The sequence below is a fragment of the Pseudomonas taetrolens genome, assembly GCF_900475285.1.
Classification (GTDB): domain Bacteria; phylum Pseudomonadota; class Gammaproteobacteria; order Pseudomonadales; family Pseudomonadaceae; genus Aquipseudomonas; species Aquipseudomonas taetrolens.
Genome location: NZ_LS483370.1, coordinates 4,652,613 through 4,675,653, shown reverse-complemented (window position 1 = coordinate 4,675,653; position 23,041 = coordinate 4,652,613). Strand labels below are relative to the sequence as shown.

Annotated in this window: 23 protein-coding genes, 1 other RNA gene and 1 pseudogene; 11 read left to right on the top strand and 14 right to left on the bottom strand. The window is 58.6% G+C overall.

What is annotated here, in order from left to right; all coding sequences use genetic code 11:
* Nucleotides 1-184: 184 nt before the first annotated feature.
* The gene (locus DQN55_RS21500; protein ID WP_048383818.1) at nt 185-589 is read left to right on the top strand and encodes a flagellar basal body-associated protein FliL; all 405 of its coding nucleotides are present in this window, start codon (nt 185-187) and stop codon (nt 587-589) included.
* A gap of 48 nt (nt 590-637) precedes the next feature.
* Here the strand turns inward: DQN55_RS21500 and DQN55_RS21495 are convergent, their stop codons facing one another.
* The 4 genes from DQN55_RS21495 to DQN55_RS21480 all read right to left on the bottom strand — a co-directional run bounded on the left by DQN55_RS21495 (nt 638) and on the right by DQN55_RS21480 (nt 6,110).
* A complete protein-coding gene (locus DQN55_RS21495; protein ID WP_074703068.1) occupies nt 638-1,756 on the bottom strand; it encodes an ABC transporter permease in 1,119 nt (372 codons plus the stop codon).
* The gene (gene rbbA, locus DQN55_RS21490; protein WP_048383822.1) at nt 1,756-4,485 is read right to left on the bottom strand and encodes a ribosome-associated ATPase/putative transporter RbbA; all 2,730 of its coding nucleotides are present in this window, start codon (nt 4,483-4,485) and stop codon (nt 1,756-1,758) included. Before rbbA ends, DQN55_RS21495 begins: the two co-directional genes overlap by 1 nt.
* Nucleotides 4,482-5,447 carry an HlyD family secretion protein gene (locus tag DQN55_RS21485; protein WP_048383824.1) on the bottom strand — a complete coding sequence of 322 codons (966 nt, stop codon included), beginning with the start codon at nt 5,445-5,447 and terminating at the stop codon, nt 4,482-4,484. The genes rbbA and DQN55_RS21485 overlap by 4 nt, the downstream gene beginning before the upstream one ends.
* Nucleotides 5,448-5,660: 213 nt before the next feature.
* Nucleotides 5,661-6,110, bottom strand: a complete 450-nt coding sequence (locus DQN55_RS21480; RefSeq protein ID WP_048383827.1) for an EVE domain-containing protein — start codon at nt 6,108-6,110, stop codon at nt 5,661-5,663.
* 196 nt (nt 6,111-6,306) lie between these two features.
* On the opposite strand from DQN55_RS21480, the gene DQN55_RS21475 reads away from it, so the two are divergent.
* Nucleotides 6,307-6,456 (top strand): hypothetical protein, encoded by a 150-nt coding sequence (locus tag DQN55_RS21475; protein ID WP_088500048.1) that lies wholly within the window; start codon nt 6,307-6,309, stop codon nt 6,454-6,456.
* 43 nt (nt 6,457-6,499) lie between these two features.
* Here the strand turns inward: DQN55_RS21475 and DQN55_RS21470 are convergent, their stop codons facing one another.
* From DQN55_RS21470 to DQN55_RS21455, 4 genes are all read right to left on the bottom strand, one after another.
* The gene (locus DQN55_RS21470; protein WP_048384031.1) at nt 6,500-7,105 is read right to left on the bottom strand and encodes a 5-formyltetrahydrofolate cyclo-ligase; all 606 of its coding nucleotides are present in this window, start codon (nt 7,103-7,105) and stop codon (nt 6,500-6,502) included.
* A gap of 88 nt (nt 7,106-7,193) precedes the next feature.
* A non-coding RNA gene (ssrS, locus tag DQN55_RS21465) (6S RNA) lies at nt 7,194-7,371 on the bottom strand.
* A gap of 31 nt (nt 7,372-7,402) precedes the next feature.
* Nucleotides 7,403-7,720, bottom strand: coding sequence for a cell division protein ZapA (locus DQN55_RS21460; protein ID WP_048383829.1), 318 nt, complete (start codon nt 7,718-7,720; stop codon nt 7,403-7,405).
* Nucleotides 7,717-7,926, bottom strand: coding sequence for a TIGR02449 family protein (locus tag DQN55_RS21455; RefSeq protein WP_048383831.1), 210 nt, complete (start codon nt 7,924-7,926; stop codon nt 7,717-7,719). The genes DQN55_RS21460 and DQN55_RS21455 overlap by 4 nt, the downstream gene beginning before the upstream one ends.
* A 135-nt stretch (nt 7,927-8,061) precedes the next feature.
* Here DQN55_RS21455 and DQN55_RS21450 point away from each other — a divergent pair, with 135 nt between their 5' ends.
* From DQN55_RS21450 to gcvH, 8 genes are all read left to right on the top strand, one after another.
* The gene (locus DQN55_RS21450; protein ID WP_048383833.1) at nt 8,062-8,616 is read left to right on the top strand and encodes a YecA/YgfB family protein; all 555 of its coding nucleotides are present in this window, start codon (nt 8,062-8,064) and stop codon (nt 8,614-8,616) included.
* A gap of 29 nt (nt 8,617-8,645) precedes the next feature.
* Nucleotides 8,646-9,980: a Xaa-Pro aminopeptidase gene (gene pepP / locus DQN55_RS21445; protein ID WP_048383835.1), complete on the top strand. Its 1,335-nt coding sequence runs from the start codon at nt 8,646-8,648 to the stop codon at nt 9,978-9,980.
* The gene (ubiH, locus tag DQN55_RS21440; protein WP_048383837.1) at nt 9,977-11,164 is read left to right on the top strand and encodes a 2-octaprenyl-6-methoxyphenyl hydroxylase; all 1,188 of its coding nucleotides are present in this window, start codon (nt 9,977-9,979) and stop codon (nt 11,162-11,164) included. The genes pepP and ubiH overlap by 4 nt, the downstream gene beginning before the upstream one ends.
* A gap of 85 nt (nt 11,165-11,249) precedes the next feature.
* Complete coding sequence (locus tag DQN55_RS21435) at nt 11,250-12,467, top strand: 2-octaprenyl-3-methyl-6-methoxy-1,4-benzoquinol hydroxylase (protein WP_162837547.1); 1,218 nt, start codon at nt 11,250-11,252, stop codon at nt 12,465-12,467.
* A gap of 138 nt (nt 12,468-12,605) precedes the next feature.
* Complete coding sequence (locus DQN55_RS21430) at nt 12,606-13,607, top strand: extracellular solute-binding protein (protein ID WP_048383847.1); 1,002 nt, start codon at nt 12,606-12,608, stop codon at nt 13,605-13,607.
* Between the two features lie 163 nt (nt 13,608-13,770).
* On the top strand, nt 13,771-15,387 hold the full coding sequence (locus DQN55_RS21425) for an ABC transporter permease (protein WP_048383848.1): 1,617 nt from the start codon (nt 13,771-13,773) through the stop codon (nt 15,385-15,387).
* A 156-nt stretch (nt 15,388-15,543) separates the two neighbouring features.
* On the top strand, nt 15,544-16,626 hold the full coding sequence (gene gcvT / locus DQN55_RS21420) for a glycine cleavage system aminomethyltransferase GcvT (protein WP_048383854.1): 1,083 nt from the start codon (nt 15,544-15,546) through the stop codon (nt 16,624-16,626).
* Nucleotides 16,627-16,688: 62 nt separating this feature from the next.
* Nucleotides 16,689-17,072, top strand: coding sequence for a glycine cleavage system protein GcvH (gene gcvH / locus DQN55_RS21415; protein WP_048383857.1), 384 nt, complete (start codon nt 16,689-16,691; stop codon nt 17,070-17,072).
* A 96-nt stretch (nt 17,073-17,168) separates the two neighbouring features.
* Here the strand turns inward: gcvH and DQN55_RS21410 are convergent, their stop codons facing one another.
* The 4 genes from DQN55_RS21410 to DQN55_RS21395 all read right to left on the bottom strand — a co-directional run bounded on the left by DQN55_RS21410 (nt 17,169) and on the right by DQN55_RS21395 (nt 21,141).
* Nucleotides 17,169-18,311, bottom strand: coding sequence for a DegT/DnrJ/EryC1/StrS family aminotransferase (locus tag DQN55_RS21410; protein ID WP_048383858.1), 1,143 nt, complete (start codon nt 18,309-18,311; stop codon nt 17,169-17,171).
* 153 nt (nt 18,312-18,464) lie between these two features.
* On the bottom strand, nt 18,465-18,779 hold the full coding sequence (locus tag DQN55_RS21405; RefSeq protein WP_048383859.1) for a DUF2388 domain-containing protein: 315 nt from the start codon (nt 18,777-18,779) through the stop codon (nt 18,465-18,467).
* Nucleotides 18,780-18,886: 107 nt separating this feature from the next.
* Entirely contained in the window at nt 18,887-20,665 is a 1,779-nt protein-coding gene (locus DQN55_RS21400) for a type IV pilus assembly ATPase TfpB (protein ID WP_048383860.1), read from the bottom strand.
* Between the two features lie 128 nt (nt 20,666-20,793).
* Nucleotides 20,794-21,141: a hypothetical protein gene (locus DQN55_RS21395; RefSeq protein ID WP_048383862.1), complete on the bottom strand. Its 348-nt coding sequence runs from the start codon at nt 21,139-21,141 to the stop codon at nt 20,794-20,796.
* Nucleotides 21,142-21,268: 127 nt separating this feature from the next.
* Here DQN55_RS21395 and DQN55_RS21390 point away from each other — a divergent pair, with 127 nt between their 5' ends.
* Entirely contained in the window at nt 21,269-21,733 is a 465-nt protein-coding gene (locus DQN55_RS21390) for an Lrp/AsnC family transcriptional regulator (RefSeq protein WP_048383863.1), read from the top strand.
* A 179-nt stretch (nt 21,734-21,912) separates the two neighbouring features.
* Here the strand turns inward: DQN55_RS21390 and DQN55_RS21385 are convergent.
* Nucleotides 21,913-22,338, bottom strand: a pseudogene (locus tag DQN55_RS21385) (hypothetical protein); the annotation flags it as partial.
* Between the two features lie 214 nt (nt 22,339-22,552).
* Complete coding sequence (locus DQN55_RS21380) at nt 22,553-23,023, bottom strand: glycine zipper domain-containing protein (protein WP_048383865.1); 471 nt, start codon at nt 23,021-23,023, stop codon at nt 22,553-22,555.
* Between the last annotated feature and the right edge of the window lie 18 nt (nt 23,024-23,041).

The following is a 23,041-nucleotide window of genomic DNA, read 5'->3' as shown; positions in this document are numbered from 1 at the left end:
GTAGTGAACATTTTGTGCAGCTGCTTTCAGCCGATCTTTTTAATTTTCTAGCGTGTTCTGTCGCCGACAGGCTATTTTCCCAACCGCTTTGGCCGATAACGTCATGAACAGAGGGGCAGGGCGCTGAGCTATGTCCTTTTCTTAAAGGCATGGTTTCCCATCCGTGCAAAGAAAGGAGCGAATTGTGAACGCGTGGATCGTATTGATGCTGGCCCTGTTTTTGCCGATGGCGGCGGTCGCTGAAGAGGCAGAGGACGCCGCTGCAAAGATCAGCTATATCACTCTGAGCCCGCCGTTCGTGGGCAATTACGGGTTGGATGGCGGCTCGAAACTCAAAGTGTATAAGGCCGATATATCACTGCGGGTGACAGGTGCCGATGCAGCCAAAGCGGTTAAAGCCAATGACCCGCTGATCCGCAATCAGTTGGTGGGGTTGTTTACCCAGCAAGCCAGCGACGGGATGAGCAATGTCGAGGCCAAGGAGAAGTTGCGTCAGGAAGCCCTGAAGCAGGTCCAGCAAGTGATGAGCGATGAGACAGGCAAACCGATGGTAGATGACTTGCTGTTCAACAATTTGATTGTTCAGTAACGCTTCTCGGCCCGGCCTTCCCAGGGAGGCTCGGGGTGAGGGCGCCGCCTAAGATGCCAGGCTCTTGCGGAACCGCGCCAGCGCAATGGCGAAGAACACCAGGCCAATACCGGTCAGCGCCAGCAGGTCCGGCCACACCACGTTTATGCCGGCATCACGAAACAGAATCGCTGCGCTCAAGCTCACGAAGTGGGTCGATGGCGAGCATTGCATCACCCATTGCAACCACTCGGGCATGCTGTCCAGTGGTGTACTGCCCCCCGAGAGCAAGAGCATTGGGATGATGACCGGGATCGCCAGCAAGCCGAACTGCGGTGTTGAGCGAGCCAGCGTGGCGAGGAATATCCCCAGCGCGGTACTGGCGAACAGGTACAGCGCGGTCACCAGCAAAAACAGGGTCAACGACCCGGCCAGGGGCACGCCCAGTGCCCATTTCACCACTACTTCCAGTGATATCCAGGTGCACAGCACTACCACCAGCATGTTGCTCCAGATTTTCGCCAGCATAATTTCCAGCGCAGTCAGCGGCAGAACCAGCAAGTGATCGAGAGTGCCATGCTCACGTTCACGCAGGAGTGCAGTGCCGGTCAATACGATGGCCAGAATGGTGATGTTGTTGACGATCTGGATCACTGCCAAAAACCAGCCCCCTTCCAGATTGGCGTTGAACAGGGCGCGGCTGCTGATTTTCACTGGGGTTTTCGCGCCAGCGTCGGCCTGACTGGTGTAATCGAGCAACTCACGCTGGAAAATCCGGCCGATATAGCCCGCGCCCATGAACGCCTGGCTCATGGCCGTGGCGTCGACGTTGACCTGTACACTCGGCTCGCGTCCGGCCAGCAAGTCGGCTTGAAAGTTGGCCGGCACGTTGATGACAAACGTGTATTGGCCGCTGTCCATCGACGGATCGAGTTGATCGTAAGGCAAGGGCTGTGGTGGCTGGAATTCAGGTGGCAACAGTGACTCGCCGAGCTTGCGGGACAGCGTGCTGTGGTCTTCATCGATAATGGCAACGCTGGCGTTATGCACACCAATGATTGAGCCCGCGGCCGGCATATAGATCGCCACGGTGAAGGCATAGACTAAAAACAGCAGCAGAACGCTGTCGTGGCGCAGGCTGGTCAGCTCTTTGAGGCCCAGGCGCAGGATGTGCGAAAGCTTGTGCATCATACCTCCTGCTTCTTGAGCATGATCAGGCTCAGCCCGGTAAAGGCAATAAAGAACCCCAGCAGCGCCAGGCATTGTGGCCACAGCTGGCGCAGGTCCAGCGCTTTGGTGAAGGTGCCCACGGCAATGTCGAGAAAGTGCCCGGCCGGAAACAGCATGCCCATCAGCGCTGCCGAGCCGTCGAGGGATGAGCGTGGCACGATCAGCCCCGAGAACTGAATGGTCGGTAAGCTGGTGATGATCATGGTGCCGAGAATCGCCGCGATCTGGGTACGGGTAAACGCGGATATCAGCAGACCCATGCTGGTGGTGGCCAGTACATACAGCAACCCGCCGACAGCCAGAGTGAGGCCGCTGCCTTTAAACGGAACGCCGAACAGCCAGCGGTTCATCGCCACCAGCAATCCCAGGTTTATCAGGCTGACAGCCAGATAGGGCGCCTGTTTGCCGAGCAAGAATTCGAGCCGAGTGAGTGGCGTGGCATAGAAGTTGGTAATTGACCCCAGCTCTTTCTCACGCACGATGCCCAGGGCGGTCAGCATGGCCGGAATAAACGCAAGGATCAGCGCCATCACGCCTGGCCCGATGGCATTCACGCTGATCACGTCCTGGTTGTACCTGAAACGGGTTTCGAGTTTGGCCACTGCCTGCTTGTTTTGTGCAGGACTGCTTTGCGCCGCCAACTGTCCAAGATTGGCGGTGTGTACTGCTTCAACATAGTTGCGGCTGGTTTCGGCACGAAATGGCATGCCGCCGTCGAGCCATGCCGCGACGGTGGGCTGGCGCCCGGCATAGAGATCACGGCCGAAGCCAGGCGGGATCTCCAGCGCGATTTTGATCTCTGAGCGTTGCAGGCGTTTATGCAACTCGTCCGCGCTTTGAATGGGGGCGTGTTCTTCGAAGTAGCGTGAACTGCGGAAGGCTTCGAGGTAAGCACGGCTTTGAGGGCTTTGATCCTGGTCATAAACGGCAAAGGCGAGATTTTCGACATCCAGCGAAATGCCGTAGCCAAAAATCACCATCATGAATACCGCACCCAGCAAGGCGAAGGCCATGCGCACCTTGTCGCGCAATAGTTCTTTGGATTCGCGGCTGGCGACTGCAGTTAAGCGGGCCAGGCTAAAACCGTTCTTGCTCGGAGGAGGGGGTGCGTTGGGGGTGGAGCTGGTTGTGTCACGCGGCTCAGGATCACGGGCTGCAGGCTCGCTTTGCGCGCGTTCCAGGCAGGTGACAAAGGCGGCTTCCAGCGTTTCTCCCTTGAACTGCTGCTGTAGTGCCGCGGGTGTGTCGCAGGCCAAGACCTGGCCCGCGTGCATCAGCGAGATTCGGTCGCAGCGCTGGGCTTCGTTCATGAAGTGGGTGGACAAAAAGATCGTCACACCTTGTTCGCGCGACAGTTCAATCAGCAAGCGCCAGAAGTCATCGCGCGCGGCCGGATCCACACCAGATGTCGGCTCATCAAGGATCAGCACCTCAGGACGATGCAGCACCGCTACCGCCAGCGACAGGCGCTGACGCAGACCTAGCGGCAACTCACCGGATTGCTGGTCAGCTACGTCGCCCAGGTCGAAGCGCAGGATCAGCTCTTCAATGCGGGTCTGGCTTTCAGCCTTGGGCATATCGAACAACTGAGCATGCAGCACCAGATTTTGCCGCACGCTCAGTTCGCCATACAGCGAGAAACTCTGGGACATGAATCCCACGCGCTTGCGGGTGGCCAGATCCTTGGCGTTCACCGGGTTGCCCAGCAGTTTTGCGCTGCCCTCAGTGGCCGGCATCAACCCCGTGAGGACTTTCATGGTGGTGGTTTTGCCGCAGCCATTGGAGCCCAGAAAACCGAAAATCTCCCCCCGGCCAATGGCAAAACTGACCTTGTTCACCGCCGTAAAATCGCCAAACCTGAGCGTCAGGTCATGGGCTTCGATGGCGATGTCGCTGTTGTCTTGAGCACGTGGCGGAATTACCAAGGGTTCACTGTTATGCCCACTGTCACCCTGGAAATGGGTGAAGGCATCATCGAGCTTGCCAGTGGGCGTGGCGTCAACCAGTTCGCGGCTCAGCCCGGCCGCAATCAACTGGCCGCGGTCGAGCATCAGGCAGTGTTCAAACTGCTCAGCCTCTTCCATGTAGGCGGTCGCTACTAGCAGCGTCAGTAGCGGTCGCTGCCTGCGTACGTCGTCCACCAACTCCCAGAACCGTCGGCGTGACAGCGGATCGACGCCGGTGGTGGGCTCATCGAGGATCAACAAGTCCGGCTCATGAATCAGCGCACAGCACAGCCCGAGCTTTTGCTTCATGCCACCGGATAATTTTCCTGCCGGACGTTCGGCAAAGCGGTCAAGGTCAGTGGCCCTCAGCAGGCTTGTCATGCGCTGCTCGCAGTCATGATTGGACAGGCCGAAAAGGGTGCCGAAAAAGCGGATGTTTTCGCGGATCGACAACTCTGGGTACAGATTCCCGCCCAAGCCTTGGGGCATAAAGGCGATCAGCGGGTACAAGGTGTTGCGATGGCGGCGGTCATCAATTGGGCCGCCGAGCACTTCCAGACTGCCTTGTTGAAGCTTTTTGACCCCGGCAATCAGCCCCAGCAAGCTCGATTTGCCCGCGCCGTCCGGGCCGATCAATCCGCAGCGCGTACCTTTGGGCAAGCTGAAGGTGATATCGAGCAGCGCCTGTTGCTGACCGTAGCGGTGACTGATGCCGCGGGCATTGAGCACCAGGTCATTCATTGCAGATTAGCCGGCCAGTCCACGTCGGCTGTGCGTACATAACCAGCGCCCGGCATGCCCGGCTTGGCTTGCGGTACGGCACTCGGGTCATTCAGGCGCAGCTTGACACGGAACACCAGCTTTTGGCGTTCATCGCGGGTCTCGACTTCTTTGGGGGTGAACTGCGACTTGGCAGCGACAAAAGCAATTTTGGCGGGCAGGGGCTGCTCGGGCAGGGCATCGAGTACGATGCGCGCGTCAGCGCCGACGGTCAGCTTGCCGACCACCGACGCGGGCAAGTACAGGTTCATGTACTGGTCACTGGGGTCGATCATCATAAACACGCGTCCGCCTGCTCCGAGTACTTCACCGGGTTCGGCCAAGCGCAGCTGGATCACCCCGTCGATAGGGGCGCGCAAGCTGCTGTCATCGATTTCGCTGGTGAGCTGCGCAACCCTGGCCTGGCTGGCACCAATCGCCGCCCTGGCTGCCGCGACCTGAGCTTGGGCTGCCGTTACGGCGGCGTTGCTGGTGTCGAAGCGTGCTTGTTGCTGGTCGAGTTGCTGGCCGCTGGCAAACCCGCGCTCGGACAGTTGGCGAAAACGCTTGAGTTCCTGGCTGGCCAGTCGCTTTTCGCTCTGGCGCAGTTGAACATTGGCCTCGTTGGCAGCCAGGGTTTCACGGGCACGCAAGACTTCGGCCTCGGCCTGGTTGCGAGAGGCCTCAAGGGTTCGGGTGTCCAGGCGTGCCAGCAATTGGTCGCGGACAACGCGATCGCCTTCATCCACCAGAACCTCAGCCAAACGGCCCGGGATTTTGCTGGCGATCTGGACTTCTGTGGATTCGAGTCGACCGTTGCCCATGCTGATGCCTTCCGGGAGGCGGTCTTGCAGAGACTTCCAGTAACCGAACCCGCCTGCTGCAATCAGCAAGAGGGCCAAAGGAATAACGAAATAATGGGAAATACGGTGATTCTTTGACATGACCACATCCTGTGTCACAGAGCACTCTAGTTTGACGGCTTCAATGCCGGGGCAACTTGATGCCAGTCAAAGGAAAGATAGAGCCTAGACGCTAAAGCAGGATGTTGCCGTGTGGATTCCGATCCTCTGCTGCTGACACGGGCCAGTCCGCGATCGGGAGAGACGCGGTGGCGTTATCGCGAGCAAGCACTGTCCTGAGGGTGATCGGTTTTTTCAGAGCAAGCCCAGCACGGCAGCCCATTGATCATCCGTCACCGGCATGACGGAAAGCCGACTGCCTTTTTGCACCAGGGGCATGTCGGCCAAGGCACTTTGCTGTTTCAAGTAGTCGAGCTTGATGACCTTGGGGAAGGTTTGCACGTGGGCCACTTGCAACGCACTCCAGGGATTTTTCTCGACGCTGGCCTTGGGGTCGAAATAATGGCTCTCTGGATCGAGTGCGCTGGGGTCCGGGTAAGCCGCCTGGACGATTCGACCAATCCCGGCAATTCCGGGCTCGGGGCAGCTTGAGTGATAAAAAAAGAACGCGTCGCCCTCGGCCATGGCTCGAATAAAATTGCGAGCCTGGTAATTGCGCACGCCGTCCCAGCGCGCTTCGCCGATTTTCTGCAAATCCTTGATCGAGAACTCATCAGGTTCGGATTTCATCAACCAGTAGGCCATTTTCACTGCTCCTCAAATCCTGCTTGGTCATTTTGTCTGGCAACATTTTGTCAAACCGACAGTCGGTTGATGCCAGTGTTTGCGTGTGTGTTCCTGTTACCGCAGAATGCCGGGCTTTTAAGCTTGACGCTGCTGCACGGCCGATAACAAAAACCGTTGCTGTCATCGTGTTGATTTGCCTGGAGGGGGGCAATCGATGAAACGCAAACCGGATTTACTGTGGGTTTTGGTTATTTTGTTCGGTTTGGGCGTGGTTACAACGGGTTATACACAAAGTCTCTGGACAAACCCGTCCGATGCGCCGATTGAGCTGACACAACAGCAAGTACAACCATTCAAGCGCTAATCACTGATTGAATGGCATCGCTTTGACCGCGATGCCATGGCGTTCAGTGCGCGACGTACCAGTGCTCGTCCGAGACGGTACCTTGTAACGGTACATCCCAGCTGGCCTGAGCCAGACGCTCGACTTTCTGACATTCGTGGGCCAGCCCCAGCAATATCGGCTTGCGCCAGCTTTGGCGTCTGCTTTGGTACGCCAGGCTGCGGTCATAAAAGCCGCCGCCCATGCCCAGCCTTCCGCCCGTTGCATCAAAACCCACCAAGGGCAGCAGTATCAGGTCGAGTGCCCAGATCTTGCGTTGGCGTGCGCGGTTGATGCGCGGTTCGAGAATGCGATAGCGGTTGGGGATCAGCTTTTCGCCGGGGGAAATTCGCTGAAAGACCATTTTGGTTCTGGGCCATGCGCTCAACACAGGCAGGTAGGTAATCTTGCCCCGTCGCTGAGCTTCACGCAGCAGCAAATGCGGGCTGATTTCACCGTCTGTGGGTAGGTACAGCGAGATGTGTCGGGAGCGGCGGAACAGCGGATGTTGCGCCAGCTGCCGGTACAGGCCGCGGGCGGCCCGACGTTGCTCGCAGGGCGATAGTTCGCGGCGGGCTTTGCGCAGCATTCGGCGAAGTTGCGGGCGGGTAGGCGGCGCAGGTTCGATCATGGTGGCGTGCTGTTCAAGGTCGAGTTCACCGGGCGGTTGGCTCGTGAAAGCCAATGCCAGCAAGTGGCTGGCATTGTGCTAGGAAATCAGGCTCCCCGACGTACCGCTGTCGGCTTGGCCCTTGAACCCGAAAGTTCAAGGTGGAAGTTGCAGTAGACCTTAAGGCTTTCCGTCAAGCGGACATGCACACCGGTCCAACGTGCAAGCTCCAGGGTAGTGCGAATCGGCTCAGGGACATCGCTAACTGGCGAATACTCCAGGGAGTGCCGCGAGTATACCCCAAAGAAACCTTTTGAATCAGCTTTGACGTTCGTTCGGATCAGTGGCGAGCACCAGATCAACACGTTCGAGCAGGTCTCGCACTTGCTCGCGAGTTGAGCTGCTGGTCTGAACTTCGGCGACTTCCTGCTTGTGCAGCAGATCGTGGGTGATATTCAGGGCGGCCATGACGGCAATGCGGTCGGCGCCGATCACTTTTCCGCTGCTACGGATCTCGCGCATCTTGCCATCCAGATAACGGGCGGCGCTGACCAGATTGCTGCGTTCTTCCTGGGGGCACATGATCGAATATTCTTTATCGAGGATATGCACGGTGACGCTACTGCTTGAAGTCATGAGTCTTGCTCCAGGGCTTTGAGGCGCGAAATCATCGATTCGACCTTGTGTCGGGCGATTTCGTTCTTTTCAATGAGGTGCGCGCGTTCCTCGCGCCAAGTCTTTTCCTGAGCAATTAAGAGTCCGTTTTGACGTTTAAGTTGCTCGACCCGGTTAATCAACAACTCGAGTCTAGCCATCAGTGCATGCAGGTCGGTATCTTCCATTGTGTCCTACTGTGTATTTTCTGATGGATGGTGACTGTCAAACGAGTTGACGCCTCGATGGTCTTGGAACGTCTGCCGATGCTAGGATACAAGGCCTCCATTCTAGACATTGCGCCGCTTGGCGCCTAGCAGCCCATGCCCATTCAAAATTCCCCGTATCAAGCCTTTGTCACCCTGCTGACCGCCAGCGGCCATTCTGTTTCGCCTGCTGAACTGCATGGCCACTTGCTGGGCCGCAGTTGTGCTGGTGCCGGCTTCGATGCCGACGGCTGGTTGGCCGATGCCAACGAGCTGCTTTTAGGCGAACCGCAAGACAACGTACGCAATGCCCTTATCGGCTTGCAAGAAATGGTTAAAGGCGAGCTGACCAGTGACGACATGACGGTCGTTCTGTTGTTGCCGACCGATGACGAGCCGCTGACCGAGCGTGCTATTGCGCTGGGCCAATGGTGCCAGGGCTTCCTGTCCGGTTTTGGGCTCAACTATCGTGACAATGCCTTGAGCTCTGAGGCCAAGGAAGTGTTGCAGGACCTGGCGGCCATTGCTCAGGTTCAGGATGCCCTGGAAGAGTCTGAAGATGGCGAAACCGACTACATGGAAGTGATGGAATACCTGCGCGTTGCGCCGTTGTTGCTGTTCACCGAAACCAAGAAAACCGTTGAGCCCGCTGCCAAGCCTTCGCTGCACTGATTGATCGTCAAGAGGGAACCCGTCTGCCCATGATTCATATCCCGAAATCGGAATACACACGTCGCCGCAAGGCGCTCATGGCGCAGATGGAGCCCAACAGCATCGCGATTCTGCCCGCCGCTGCGGTGGCCATTCGTAACCGCGATGTTGAACACGTTTACCGTCAAGACAGCAACTTCCAGTATTTGAGCGGTTTTCCCGAGCCCCAGGCGGTGATCGTATTGATCCCTGGCCGGGTGCACGGTGAATACGTGCTGTTTTGTCGTGAGCGCAATGCCGAGCGTGAGTTGTGGGATGGCTTGCGCGCGGGGCAAGAAGGCGCCATCCGTGACTTCGGCGCTGACGACGCGTTCCCGATTGCCGACATTGACGACATCCTGCCCGGCCTGATTGAAGGTCGTGACCGGGTGTACTCGGCAATGGGCAGCAATCCCGAATTCGACCGTCATCTGATGGAATGGATCAATGCGATTCGCTCCAAGGCCAGCCTTGGGGCCCAGCCGCCTAATGAATTCGTTGCGCTGGATCATCTGCTGCATGACATGCGGCTGTATAAATCAGCGGCAGAGATCAAGGTCATGCGCCATGCGGCGCAGATTTCAGCCCGCGCCCATATCCGTGCCATGCAGGCCAGCCGTCACGGCTTGCATGAGTACAGCCTTGAAGCCGAGCTGGATTACGAATTTCGGCGAAGCGGGGCAAAAATGCCGGCATACGGTTCGATCGTCGCTTCCGGCGACAACAGCTGCATCCTGCATTATCAGGAAAACGACGCCCTGCTCAGGGATGGCGATCTGGTCCTGATTGATGCGGGCTGTGAAATCGACTGCTACGCCAGCGACATCAGCCGCACGTTCCCGGTGAGCGGCACCTTTTCGCCGGAACAAAAAGCCATTTACGAATTGGTGCTGGCAGCGCAAGAAGCCGCTTTTGCCCAGATCGCCCCGGACAAACACTGGAATCAGGCGCACGAAGCGACGGTTCAAGTGATTACCGAAGGTCTGGTGACGCTGGGCTTGCTGGAAGGCGATGTCGACCAGTTGATTGCCAGCGAAGCCTACAAAGCGTTTTACATGCACCGCGCGGGTCATTGGCTGGGGCTCGATGTGCATGATGTGGGTGAGTACAAAGTGGGCGGCGAGTGGCGCGTGCTGGAGGCCGGCATGACCTTGACCGTGGAGCCCGGCATTTACATCAGTCCGAACAATCAGCAGGTTGCCAAAAAATGGCGCGGCATCGGTGTGCGCATCGAGGATGATGTAGTCGTGACCAAAGGCGGCTGTGAAATTCTGACCGGCGACGTGCCAAAAACCGTTGTTGAAATCGAAGCCTTGATGGCAGCAGCACGAGCGAGCGCGGCATGAATCGAGTCACTCTGGCAATCATCGGCGGCGGTCTGGTTGGCGCCAGCCTGGCTTTGGCGTTGCAAGCTGGAGCCAAGGCCCGGGGCTGGAAGATCGTATTGATTGAGCCGTTTGCCCCCGGTAACAGCTACCAGCCCAGTTACGATGCCCGTTCATCGGCACTGAGCTATGGCGCGCGGCAAATCTACGAACGCCTCGGTCTTTGGACTGCCATTGCCGAACGCGCCGAGCCGATCCTGGATATTCACGTGTCCGATCGGGGGCGCTTCTCGACGGCGCGCCTGTCGGCTGGCGAGGAAGGTGTTCCGGCGCTGGGTTATGTGGTCGAAAACGCCTGGCTCGGCCAGTGCCTGTGGAAGGGGCTGGACCCGGACGTGATCATTTGGCGTTGTCCGGCTGAAGTGACTCGCCTGCAGCCGCTTGAAGACGGGTATTGCCTGACGCTCAATGACGAAACCACGCTGGAATGCGACCTTGCGGTATTGGCCGACGGCGGCCGTTCCGGGTTGCGCGAGCAACTGGGTATTAACGTGCGCCAGCGGCCCTACGATCAAAGTGCGTTAATCGCCAACATCACTCCCAGTCAGCCCCACGCCGGGATGGCCTTCGAGCGCTTCACCGACGAAGGCCCGATGGCTCTGCTGCCCTTGTCGGATAACCGCTGCGCATTGGTGTGGACCCGTCTCGGCATGGACGCCCAGCGCCTGGCCGGACTGGATGAACGCAGTTTTCTGAGTGAGTTGCAGGGCGTGTTCGGCTATCGCCTTGGGACCCTCAAGCAGGTAGGTGCCCGGCACCTGTACCCGCTGACGCTGATTGAAGCTGAAGAACAGGTACGCCCGCACCTGGCGGTACTGGGCAACGCGGCTCATAGCCTGCATCCAATTGCCGGGCAGGGCTTCAACCTGTCGTTGCGTGATGCCCAGGCCCTGGCAGATGCCTTGCTGGCGAGTGACAAACAGCCTGGTGACCTGGCAACGCTCTTGAGTTATCAACAGCGCCAACAGTTGGATCAACAACTGACGATTGGTTTTTCGGATCAAGTGACACGTCTGTTTGGCAGTGATCAGACACTGCTCTCGTTTGGTCGTAACCTGGGCTTGCTGGGGCTCGATTTATTGCCGCCGGCCAAGCGCTGGTTTGCCCGTCAGGCCATGGGCCTGGGCACCCGCCCGGACAGTTGATAGCGACCGGGGCGAGCAAGCTCCGTGTCGATTCTTTTTTCAGGTGCGGCCCAGGCCGCTAGCGAGACAGGCTTAAAGCATGGAAATGCGCGCAGATCTGCTGATTGTTGGGGCCGGAATGGTCGGAAGCGCACTCGCGTTGGCGCTCAAGGACAGCGGGTTAAACATCCTGCTGCTCGATGGCAGCCCGCTGAGTGTCAAACCCTTTGCTGCCGAGCTGCCGTTTGAACCGCGTGTCAGCGCCTTGTCTGCCGCCAGCCAGCGTATTCTGGAGCGCCTTGGCGCCTGGGCAGGCATCACCGGTAGGCGCACCAGCCCGTATGCACACATGCAGGTGTGGGACGGCAGTGGCACAGGTGAGATCCATTTTTCGGCGGCCAGCGTGCATGCCGAAGTCCTGGGGCATATCGTCGAAAACCGCGTGGTGCAAGACGCCCTGCTGGATTGCCTGCACGGCACCGCCATCGAAATGCTGTCCAATGCGCGCCTTGAACAAATGCGCCGCTCCGGCGACGACTGGCTTCTGACTCTGGCCGATGGCCGAACGCTGCGCGCGCCGCTGGTGGTGGCTGCCGATGGCGCCAACTCGGCCGTGCGCCGCCTGACAGGCTGTGAGACCCGCGAGTGGGATTACAAGCATCACGCCATCGTGACCAGCGTGCGTTGCTCCAGGCCGCATCAACAGACCGCGTGGCAGCGCTTTACTGACCACGGGCCCTTGGCATTCCTGCCGTTGGCGCGCGACGGGCAACAGGACTGGTGCTCGATTGTCTGGTCGACCACACCTGAGCTGGCCGAACGGGCGATGGCGATGGACGATGCAGCCTTTTGTCGTGAGCTCGAACTGGCCTTTGAGGGGCGTCTGGGTCAGGTGCTCAGCGCCGATCCGCGGGTGTGCGTACCCTTGCGTCAGCGTCATGCCAAGCGCTATGTCGCCGAGGGGCTGGTGCTGATCGGAGATGCGGCGCATACCATTCACCCGCTGGCCGGGCAGGGCGTTAACCTGGGGTTCCTGGATGCGGCTGTCCTGGCACAGGTGCTGCTGCACGCCGCCGATCGTGGCGAACGATTGGCCGATGTCCGCGTGCTGAGCCGTTACGAGCGCCGCCGCATGCCGCATAACCTGGCGCTCATGGCCGCAATGGAGGGCTTTGAGCGATTGTTCCAGGCCGACTCGTTGGCCGTGCGCCTGCTGCGTAACACCGGTTTGAAATGGGTCAACAACATGCCCGAGGCCAAAGCCGTGTTTGTGCGCCAGGCCCTTGGCCTGACCGGTGATTTGCCGCCGCTGGCCAAACCCTGACCGATTGCGGCAGCGGCTGTCGCAGGCTTTTGTCGGGCCTGTAACATCTGGTAACGCCTCGGGGGCGAGTTAGGTTGAGCTGGCAAATGTGATTCACTACCATTTACGCCCGATTCGCATTAAGAGAGACCGCCCTCCATGTTGGCACCCAAGCGTCTACTGACTGCCCTGGCCCTTACCCTTTTCGGGAGCAGCGTATTTGCTGCCGACGAAGTGGTGGTCTATTCCTCGCGTATCGATGAGCTGATCAAGCCGGTATTTGATGCCTATACCGCCAAGACCGGGGTCAAGGTCAAGTTCATCACCGACAAAGAGGCACCATTGATGCAGCGCATCAAGGCTGAAGGCGAAAACGCCACGGCCGACCTGTTGCTGACCGTGGACGCCGGCAACCTCTGGCAAGCCGAGCAAATGGGCATCCTGCAGCCGCTCACTTCTGACGTGATCGACAAGAACATTCCTCCGCAATACCGCTCTTCTTCCCACCAGTGGACCGGTCTGAGCCTGCGCGCCCGTACCATCGCCTATTCGACCGACCGCGTTAAACCTGAAGAGCTGTCGACCTACGAAGCCCTGGCTGGCAAGGAGTGGGAAGGCCGCCTGTGCCTGCGTACGGCCAAAAAGGTGTACAACCAGTCGCTGACCGCCACCATGATCGAAGTAAACGGTGCGCAAAAAACCGAAGAGATCCTCAAGGGCTGGGTGAACAACCTGTCCACTGACGTATTCTCGGATGACATCGCGGTGCTGGAAGCGATCAACGCCGGGCAGTGCGATGTCGGCATCGTCAATACCTACTACTACGGTCGCCTGCACAAGCAGAAGCCGGATCTGGCGGTCAAATTGTTCTGGCCGAACCAGGCGGACCGGGGTGTGCACGTCAACCTGTCGGGCATTGGCCTGACCAAATATGCGCCGCACCCGGAAGCGGCCAAGGCACTGGTCGAGTGGATGACCACACCTGAAGCCCAAGCGATTTTTGCCGGCACCAACCAGGAATTCCCGGCCAATCCAGGCGTTGCCCCTTCGGCTGAAGTCGCCAGCTGGGGGAGTTTCAAGGCCGACGCCATGCCCGTTGAAGTTGCAGGCAAGCGACAGGCCGAAGCGATCCGCATGATGGACCGCGCTGGCTGGAACTGATAAATACACAAAACGCACAACCTTTGTAGCCGCTGCCGCAGGCTGAGACAGGGGCCGCAGGACTTTCAAATTATTGAGGGTACTGCGCGACCCGTCGCATTCTGCGGCAGCGGCTATATGCTTTCTGCGTGTTGTACCTCCACCCACCTTCCGAGAGTTCTTCGTGGCCCATCCTGCCCAACGTCGCTGGTATCCGCTGGTCTTTGTCATTGCAGCTCTGGTTCTGTTGCCGCTGAGCGTCTTGCTGCTGTCCTGGCAAAGCATTGATACCCAGATATGGAGCCATCTTTGGGACACGCAAATGCCACGTTTGCTGGGTAACACCCTGACACTGATCGTGGGGGTCGGCATTGGGGTGACGCTGCTCGGCGTGAGTCTGGCGTGGCTGACCAGTTTGTGCGAGTTCCCGGGCCGGCGCTGGCTGGACTGGGCCCTGATGCTGCCGTTTGCGATTCCGGCCTATGTGCTGGCATTCGTGTTTGTGGGTTTGCTCGACTTTGCCGGGCCAGTGCAAACCCTGCTGCGTGAATGGTTTGGCATGGGGCTGCGATTGCCGCGGGTGCGTTCTACTGGTGGCGTGATCATTGTCCTGATTCTGGTGTTTTATCCGTACGTTTACTTGCTGGCGCGCACCGCCTTCCTGGCGCAGGGCAAGGGCCTGATGGAAGCCGCCCGAGTGTTGGGCCAAAGCCCCTGGCAGGCATTCTGGCGCGTGGCATTGCCGATGGCCCGTCCGGCGATCGGGGCCGGGGTGGCGCTGGCGTTGATGGAAACCCTGGCTGATTTTGGCGCCGTGTCGGTGTTCAATTTCGACACGTTTACCACTGCCATCTACAAAACCTGGTACGGCTTTTTCAGTCTGTCGACGGCTGCGCAACTGGCCAGCTTGCTGTTGCTGGTGGTGATGGTGGTGCTCTACGGTGAACGCAAGGCCCGCGGGGCCAACCGTGCCAGTAACGAACGACCACGGGTCAAGGCCCTGTATCACCTGCGGGGGCTGAAGGCCTGGTTGGCCAGTGGCTGGTGCTTGCTGGTGTTCGCCTGCGCTTTTGTGATCCCGATGCTGCAACTGGTGGTGTGGTTCTGGCAGCGCGGGCGCTTTGACCTGGATGAGCGTTACACCGGTTTGATCGTGCATACCCTGTACCTGGGCAGCATGGCGGCCTTGATTACCGTCAGCGTGGCGCTGGTGCTGGCCTTTGCCCGGCGCCAGGCACCGACCCCGACCATTCGCGCCGGTGTCAGCCTGGCGAACCTGGGGTATGCCTTGCCTGGGTCGGTGTTGGCCGTGTCGATCATGCTGGCGTTCAGTTATCTGGACCGTGAGTTGGTCATACCGGTGTCCGGCTGGCTGGGCGGCGCGGGGAAACCGCTGTTGCTGGGCAGCCTGTCGGCCTTGCTGTTGGCCTATCTGGTGCGATTCATTGCCGTCGCTTATGGCCCTCTTGAAAGCAGCCTCGCGCGGATTCGACCGTCATTGCCGGAAGCTGCCCGTAGCCTGGGCGTGAGTGGGCCACGACTGTTTTTCAAAGTGTATCTGCCGCTATTGCTGCCGGGCACCTTGAGTGCGGCGCTGCTGGTATTTGTCGATGTACTCAAGGAAATGCCCGCCACCTTGCTCATGCGCCCGTTTGGCTGGGATACGTTGGCGGTGCGCATCTTTGAAATGACCAGTGAAGGCGAATGGGCGCGGGCATCATTGCCGGCCCTGACACTGGTACTGGTTGGCTTGTTGCCCGTGATCGGGCTGATCCGGCGCTCGGCACATCGAATCGGCTAGGTGTCAGTCCTTCCCCATGCGGATACAATGCGCGGCATTCGGTGCGGTCTGTCTGTCAGATCAGGTTCTCTGCCAAGCGTAAGATAGCCACCTTTGGCGGCTTTAAATGCTTGATAAGCCTGTCCGCACCTTCGCCAAGCCCGGAAGGAGAAACCCATGGGACAGCGTACGCCTCTGTATGACCTGCATCTCGCCCTTGGCGCGAAGATGGTCGATTTTGGCGGTTGGGATATGCCTTTGCATTATGGCTCGCAAGTCGAGGAGCACCATGAGGTGCGTCGAGACTGTGGGGTTTTTGATGTCTCGCATATGACCGTGATTGACGTCACCGGGGTCCAGGCCAAGGAATGGCTCCAGTATTTATTGGCTAACGATGTCGAACGTCTTAACACGCCCGGCCGCGCGCTCTATAGCGCCATGCTCAATGAAAAAGGCGGTGTGGTCGACGATATGATCGTCTACCTGATGCCCGCGGGTTATCGGCTTATTGTCAACGCCGCCACTCGCGATCAGGACCTGGCGTGGATGACCGCCCAGCTGCAAGGCTATGACGTGCAACTGCGTGAGCGTCCCGAATTGGCCTTGCTGGCGATTCAGGGGCCGCATGCACGGCATAAGGTCGCCGAGCTGGTGGATCAGGCTCGCAGCCAGCTTATCCAGCAGCTCAAGCCCTTTGAAGGACAGAGCAGCGGTGACTGGTTTATCGCCCGCACCGGCTACACCGGCGAAGATGGCCTTGAAATTGTGCTCCCGGCCGATCAGGCCCCGGCCTTTTTTAACGACCTGGTAGGTGCCGGTATCTCGCCGATTGGCTTGGGTGCCCGCGATACCTTGCGTCTTGAAGCGGGCATGAACCTTTACGGGCAGGACATTCACCTGGCGGTGTCGCCACTTTCCGCCAACATGGCCTGGACCATCGCGTGGGAACCTGCCTCGCGAAAATTCATTGGGCGCGAAGCGCTGGAAGCCGAAAAGGCTGGCGGCGTACAGCTTAAACTCGTGGGGCTGGTGCTTGAAGAACGAGGCGTTTTGCGCGCTCATCAAGTGGTTCGTATCGCCGATGTTGGCGAAGGGGAGATCACCAGTGGTAGTTTCTCTCCTACGCTAAGCAAATCGATCGCTCTGGCGCGAGTTCCGATGGCCACGGCTGACCGGGCCGAGGTTGAGATCCGTGGCAAGTGGTACCCGGTTCGTGTAGTCAAACCGACTTTTGTTCGTCAGGGCAAAGCCTTGATCTAACGTTTACTGGCGGACTCGCGCAGAGTGCGGGCTGCTGACATTTCTTCTTGAGGACACTGAATATGAGCGAAATTCCTGCTGACCTGCGCTTTGCTGAAAGTCACGAGTGGGCGCGTCTGGAAGCGGATGGCACGGTTACCGTGGGCATCAGTGATCACGCTCAGGAAGCCTTGGGGGATGTGGTGTTTGTTGAGTTGGCCGAAGTCGGCAAGGTGTTCGCGGCAGGCGATACCGCGGGTGTTGTTGAGTCGGTAAAAGCGGCCTCTGACATCTACGCGCCGGTGTCTGGCGAAGTGATTGCGGTCAACGAAACCCTGGCGGACAGCCCTGAAGAGCTGAACAACGCGCCGTACGCAAGCTGGATCTTCAAGCTCAAGCCAAGCAACATGGCAGAGCTGGAAAAGCTGCTGGACGCTGCCAGCTACAAAGCCGCTATCGGCGAGTAAGCCAGACGCCCTGACTCCTGCAGGAGCGAGCTTGCTCGCGATAGCATCACTGCGGTGAAACACACTGCGTTGTATGTTTCGTGAGCAAGCTCGCTCTTACACGGCGTTAAGCACAGCTTTTACCGCCGCCACTGAGCGCTCGACATCTGCCTTGGTCATCGCTGTAAACATCGGCAGTGACACGATCAATCGCCCGACACGTTCGGCAATCGGCAACATCCCTTCGGTAAATCCGCGCGCACGATAAAGACTCAGCAAGTGAATGGGCGGGTAGTGATAACCCACGCCGACACCCAGCGCCTGCATCTCTTTCATGAAGGTGGCGCGAGCCGGCTGACCATCCTTGCGTTCTGGCAACACCAGCTGGAATAAATGCCAGTTGGTGTTAGTGAAGTCGGCCACCGGCAATTGCGCGCCGTAGGTGGCTTCGAAATCGGGTCCGAAGCAGGCGAAATAATGCTTGGCCAATTCCCGGCGATGGGCCGTGATTGCTTCAATGTGGGCAAACTGGCCCAGCCCGATGGCTGCAGCGATATCCGTCATATTGAACTTGCCACCCAGCACGTCGACATCCAGCCCGTCGAAGCCGCTACGTGTCACGCCCTGCAAGCGGTATTTCTCGGCCAGTCTGGCCTCGTCTTCATTGTTCAGCACCAGGCAGCCGCCCTCGGACGAGGTGATGTTCTTGTTGGCCTGAAAGCTGAACGAAACCAGATCGCCGCGAGCACCGATGCGCTGGTCTTGCCAGTTCGAGCCCAGGGCCTGGGCGGCGTCTTCGACAACACGCAGATGATGCTTGTCGGCCAGGGCGTACAACGCATCCATGTCGACCGGCAGGCCTGACAAATAGACCGGGATGATGGCTTTGGTTCGCGCCGTTATGGCCGCCTCGACCTTGGCCAGATCGATATTTCGGGTGACCGGGTCGATATCGGCAAACACCGGGGTAGCGCCTACTTCCAGAATCACGTTGGCGGTGGCGACCCATGAAATCGGGGTGGTGATCACTTCATCGCCAGGGCCTATGCCCGCGATGCGCAATGCGATTTCCATGGTGCACGTGCCGGAGTTGAAGGTCCGTACCGGGCGTCCGCCGAAGTACTCGGACAGTTGCGCTTCGAATGCCTGAACCTTGGGGCCGCTGGTGATCCAGCCGGAGCGCAGCACGTCGCCTACGGCGGCAATGGTGGCTTCATCGATGGAGGGTTTGGAAAACGGCAGGAAAGGCAGCGAGCTCATAGAGGCAAGGCGTCCGATGTGAGATGAAGAGAGGTGATCCGTAACCACAAGATCATACCCAGAGCATGGCTCACATCAGTTGAAAATACTGTATCAACGCTGAATGAAGTGGCTTGCAGGAGCGAGCTTGCCCGCTCCTGCAATTGGCCGGGCTTACTCGGCGGTGGCGTTTTTCGCCAGAATGGCGTTTGCCAGATCCATATCGGTCGCTTTCAGACCTGGATTGTCGGCACGCACTTGCTGCATGGCGGACTCCAGGTATGGACCACGGATCGAGCCGTTACTGGCTACGAAGCTGCCAGCATCATCCTGGGCTGCGATCACTTTACGGTCCTTTTTGAAGGTCAGATAAGTGGACCCTGTGGTAGCACCCGAGGACAGGACGTTACGCCAGAACGTATCGGCCATTGCAGAACCAACAGGAAGGGACAGTAGTGCGATAGCAGCTACAGCATATTTAAGGCGCATGACGGGTGACTCCGATATTAGTTAACTGCCAAGTTTGATCCTGGTCAGGCCAGTCTAGTTCCGCAAATCAACGGCCAGACGCAACATTTAGCCATATTGCCTGAGGCTTATCCCACAAAACTGTTGGGTGTCACCCTCAGGGCTTCCTCCAGCGTCGTCATTCCCGTCGCCACTTTGTGCGCCGCCGCGAGCCTCAAGGGCTGCATGCCTTCGCTGCAGGCCATGTGGTACAAGGCGTTGACGTCTGTTTGCGAGCTAATCAATGCTTTGAGCCGGGGGCTCATGAGCATCATTTCATACACCCCCGTCCGCCCGCGATAACCGGTGTCTCGACACTCCACGCAGCCAACAGCCCTGCAAGCACGAGCAGGTGACGGCTCAGCCCAGCCCGGGGCAAAACTTTGCCAGTCACTGCGCGCCAGCGCCTGCTCGGTCTTGCAGTGAGGACACAGGACTCTGACCAAACGCTGGGCCATGACGCCCAGCAGAGTGGCTTTGATCAAGTAGGGGGCGATACCGAGCTCTTGCAGGCGATTGATCGCGCTCGGTGCGTCATTGGTGTGCAGCGTCGACAGCACCAGATGCCCGGTCAAGGCGGCCTGGATCGCCATTTCAGCGGTTTCCAGGTCCCGTATCTCGCCGAGCATGATGATGTCCGGGTCCTGGCGCATCAGGGCCCGTACGCCGTTGGCGAAGGTCAGGTCGATACCGGGTTGAACCTGCATCTGGTTGAAGGCCGGTTCGATCATCTCGATGGGGTCTTCCAGAGTGCAGAGATTGATCTGGGGTGTGGCGAGCTGTTTGAGGGTGGCATAGAGGGTGCTGGTTTTGCCCGAGCCGGTAGGCCCGGTGAGCAAAATGATGCCATTGGGCTGGGTGGTCATCTGTTGCCAGCGATGCATGTCTTCGGGGGTGAAACCCAGCTGATCGAAGCTCTTTAGCAGTACCTGCGGATCGAAAACACGCATGACCATTTTTTCGCCAAAGGCGGTGGGCAAGGTGCCAAGCCTTAACTCCACCTCGGCCCCGCCAGGCGTTTGGGTTTTTATCCGGCCGTCCTGAGGTTTGCGTTTTTCGGCGACATTCATTCGGCCCAGGCTTTTCAGGCGACTGACAATGGCGGTCGTGACGGGAGGTGGAAATTGGTAAACGTTATGCAGCACTCCGTCGATGCGTAAACGCACGCAGCCCTGTTCTCGGCGCGGCTCAATGTGGATATCGCTGGCTCGCTGCTCAAAGGCGTACTGCAACAGCCAGTCGACGATATTTACGATATGCGCATCATCGGCGTCGGGCTCCTGGTTGCTGGTGCCAAGGGTGAGCAACTGTTCGAGGGCGTGCTGCTGAACGCCTTTCTGGTCATTGAGCACGGCCCCGGTGACCGATTTGGCCAACTGAAAAAACTCCACGCTCAGGCGCTGGATTTCCTGGGGGTTGGCAATGACCCGCTTGATCGGCCGCTTGAGCACCTGCCTGAGATCGGCCTCCCAACTGCTGATCCAGGGCTGTGCGCTGGCAATGGTGACGGCCTGTTCGTTGGCCGCCACCGCGAGGATTTCATGGCGCTGGGCAAAGGCAAAAGACATCAGCCCGGTGACGCTGGCCACATCGATTTTTAGCGGATCAATGCGCAGGTAAGGCTGCTGGCACTGTTCGGCGAGCCAGGCGGTGAGGGTTTCAAGGTCAAGAGTTTTGCCGGGACGGCTGAGATCCTGGAGGCGCTGTTCGGCCAGAAGCACCAGCGGGTGCAACAGATTGCACGGGGCGTTGCGGCCCGTGATCAACACCTGTTCGGCGCAGGTTTGCCGGAGCCGGCCTTGAGTGAGCAAGGTGGATACCAACTGCTGGAGGTCCAGTGGCTGGTCATGGGAGAGGGGGTTGCGCATAAAGGCTCCTGGGTGACATCGGCTAAGCATCGGCCCGGACATCTCCTTGTCCTGACCGTGAAACCCAAGCCTAGTAGTGTCGTGGATATCCCGAAGCGCTCAATGATTGCTGGCTATTACCCGCCGGTTCAGCAGTGTCTGATGGCGATATCCGCAAATTCTGCCGTCTTTGCAGCATGCGCCGGTTGTACTTGCAGGTCGAAAACGCTGACCAGATTGCGCAACTTTTCACCGATCACCTGGGCCCGATGCCAGCTCTGTTCGTGGCTGAGTATCTCAATGCGCACGGTATCGCCGTTGCGTATGGACTCGACGCGTTGAGGCATCAGTTGCTGCAAGGCAAACAGATTGAGTACCCGGCAGACCACATCAGCATCCGCCTCGGCCTGGATACGAAACAACACGGGGCAGGGCGCGGCATTGCTGGCCCAGACATCGGGGCGGGTCGACGTGTGAACGGCTTCCAGGTGCGGCATGAAATAGCTCCTCTCAAGACTGGAGAAATATTTACACGCCGCGTGGGAATTTTTTTATCTAAGATGGAATGAATTCGCCAGAAATAGACTTGTTCAAGTCGGTGTTTATCAATTTTCAGGAGTTTTTATGCACGGCAGTCTGGATGTTTACGACCGGCGTATTCTCGCGCTGTTGCAAGAGGACGCTTCGCTGTCCAGTGCGCAGATCGCAGAAAAGGTGGGGTTGTCGCAATCACCGTGCTGGCGCCGTATCCAGCGGATGAAAGACGAAGGCATCATTCGCGGGCAGGTGACCTTGCTGGATCGCAAGAAAATCGGCCTCAATACGCAGATTTTTGCCGAAATCAAACTCAATGCTCACGGGCGGTCCAACTTCACCGAATTTACCGACGCGATCCGCGGTTTTCCCGAGGTGCTGGAATGCTACGTGCTGATGGGGGCTGTGGATTTCCTGCTGCGCATCGTCACTGCCGATATCGAAGCCTACGAACGTTTTTTCTTTGAGAAACTGTCCATGGTGCCTGGTATTCAAGAAGTGAACTCGATCGTTGCGCTCTCCGAGATCAAGTCCACCACCTGCTTGCCGGTGTAACGCATGCCATAAAAAACGGCCTTCGCGAGGAAGGCCGTTTTTTAGTCGGTCAGTGCACAAACAGGGCGATCAGAATGATGATCGGGATCGGGATCGGGATCGGGATACCGAGAAAAAACAGCAGAAGTGAGCGCATTTTTATTCTCCAGAATCAGTAGGCTGCAGAGGATGGGGGGAATAGTTGCCAGAGACGTCACGGCATCGCGCCGACGGCCGCCAACGGTGGCGCACAGGCTGGCAAAGAAGGCGCCGATCAGCAGCGTGATGAACATCCACAAGGTGGTCCAGGCGGCTACTTTGGCTGCGGTATCGGCTGCTTCCTTGGCTTTGACCTTGGCGTCTTCAACGGCTTGATGTGCGTTGGCATAGACCTGACCAACCCGCTGCTCGGCTTCAGCCAGGCAGGTACGGTCTTCGGCACTGAGTTGTCCGTCATTGCCCAGGCTGCGGACAAAGATGCGCGTCACAATGCCGTGGGCAGCATCTTCGCTGACAGCCGTACCGCGCTCATCACGAAACAGCGTGTCGCGAAAGTACACTTCATCACCGTGTACGCTGGTCCATTTGACCTGCAGGCGACCGGCCAGGTAGCCGCCCATGTTGTTGTGCTCCTGAAGTGGGGAAGTGCGGTGTTCACTCAGGAGATTGGAATAAATCAGTTATTTATCAGCGCGTTAAAAAACTGAAGCGTCCTTGCGGTCATGCAGGTTGCATGGTTGACGCATTTTGTTACGGGCTTAATGCATTAAAGTGCCAGCATTGACCCTGCTGTACTGGGGCCAAAAAAAACGGGAGCCTTTCGGCTCCCGTTCTTGTGCATCAATGACGATGCTTGTTGCGCTTGCGGTGGCCATACGCATGGCCACGGCCAGGGTGGTCATCACGGTAGTAGCGACGGTCGCGGTCACGATAACGATGATCATCGTTATCGCTCTTATTACCCATGTAGTTGCCCAGGGCACCCCCTGCACCACCACCAGCAGCCGAGCCTACCAAAGCGCCGGTGCTGCCGCCGACACTGCGGCCCAACACGTTGCCGCCTGCAGCGCCCAGTGCGCCGCCAATGGCCGCTTCGCCACGGCTGCGTCTGTCGGCACCCACGGCACTACCGGCTGCGCCGCCCAGGCCTGCACCAATTGCAGAGCCAGTGGAGCCGCCTATTTGTTGACCGACCACGGCACCCAGAACACCTCCTAATGCGCCGCCTACACCGGCTTCGGTGGAGCCACCGGCCGAGGCTACGCCACTGACCAGGCCAAGGGACAACAAGAGAATCGAGGTGAGCTTCATAAGTAAGCCTCAAAGGGA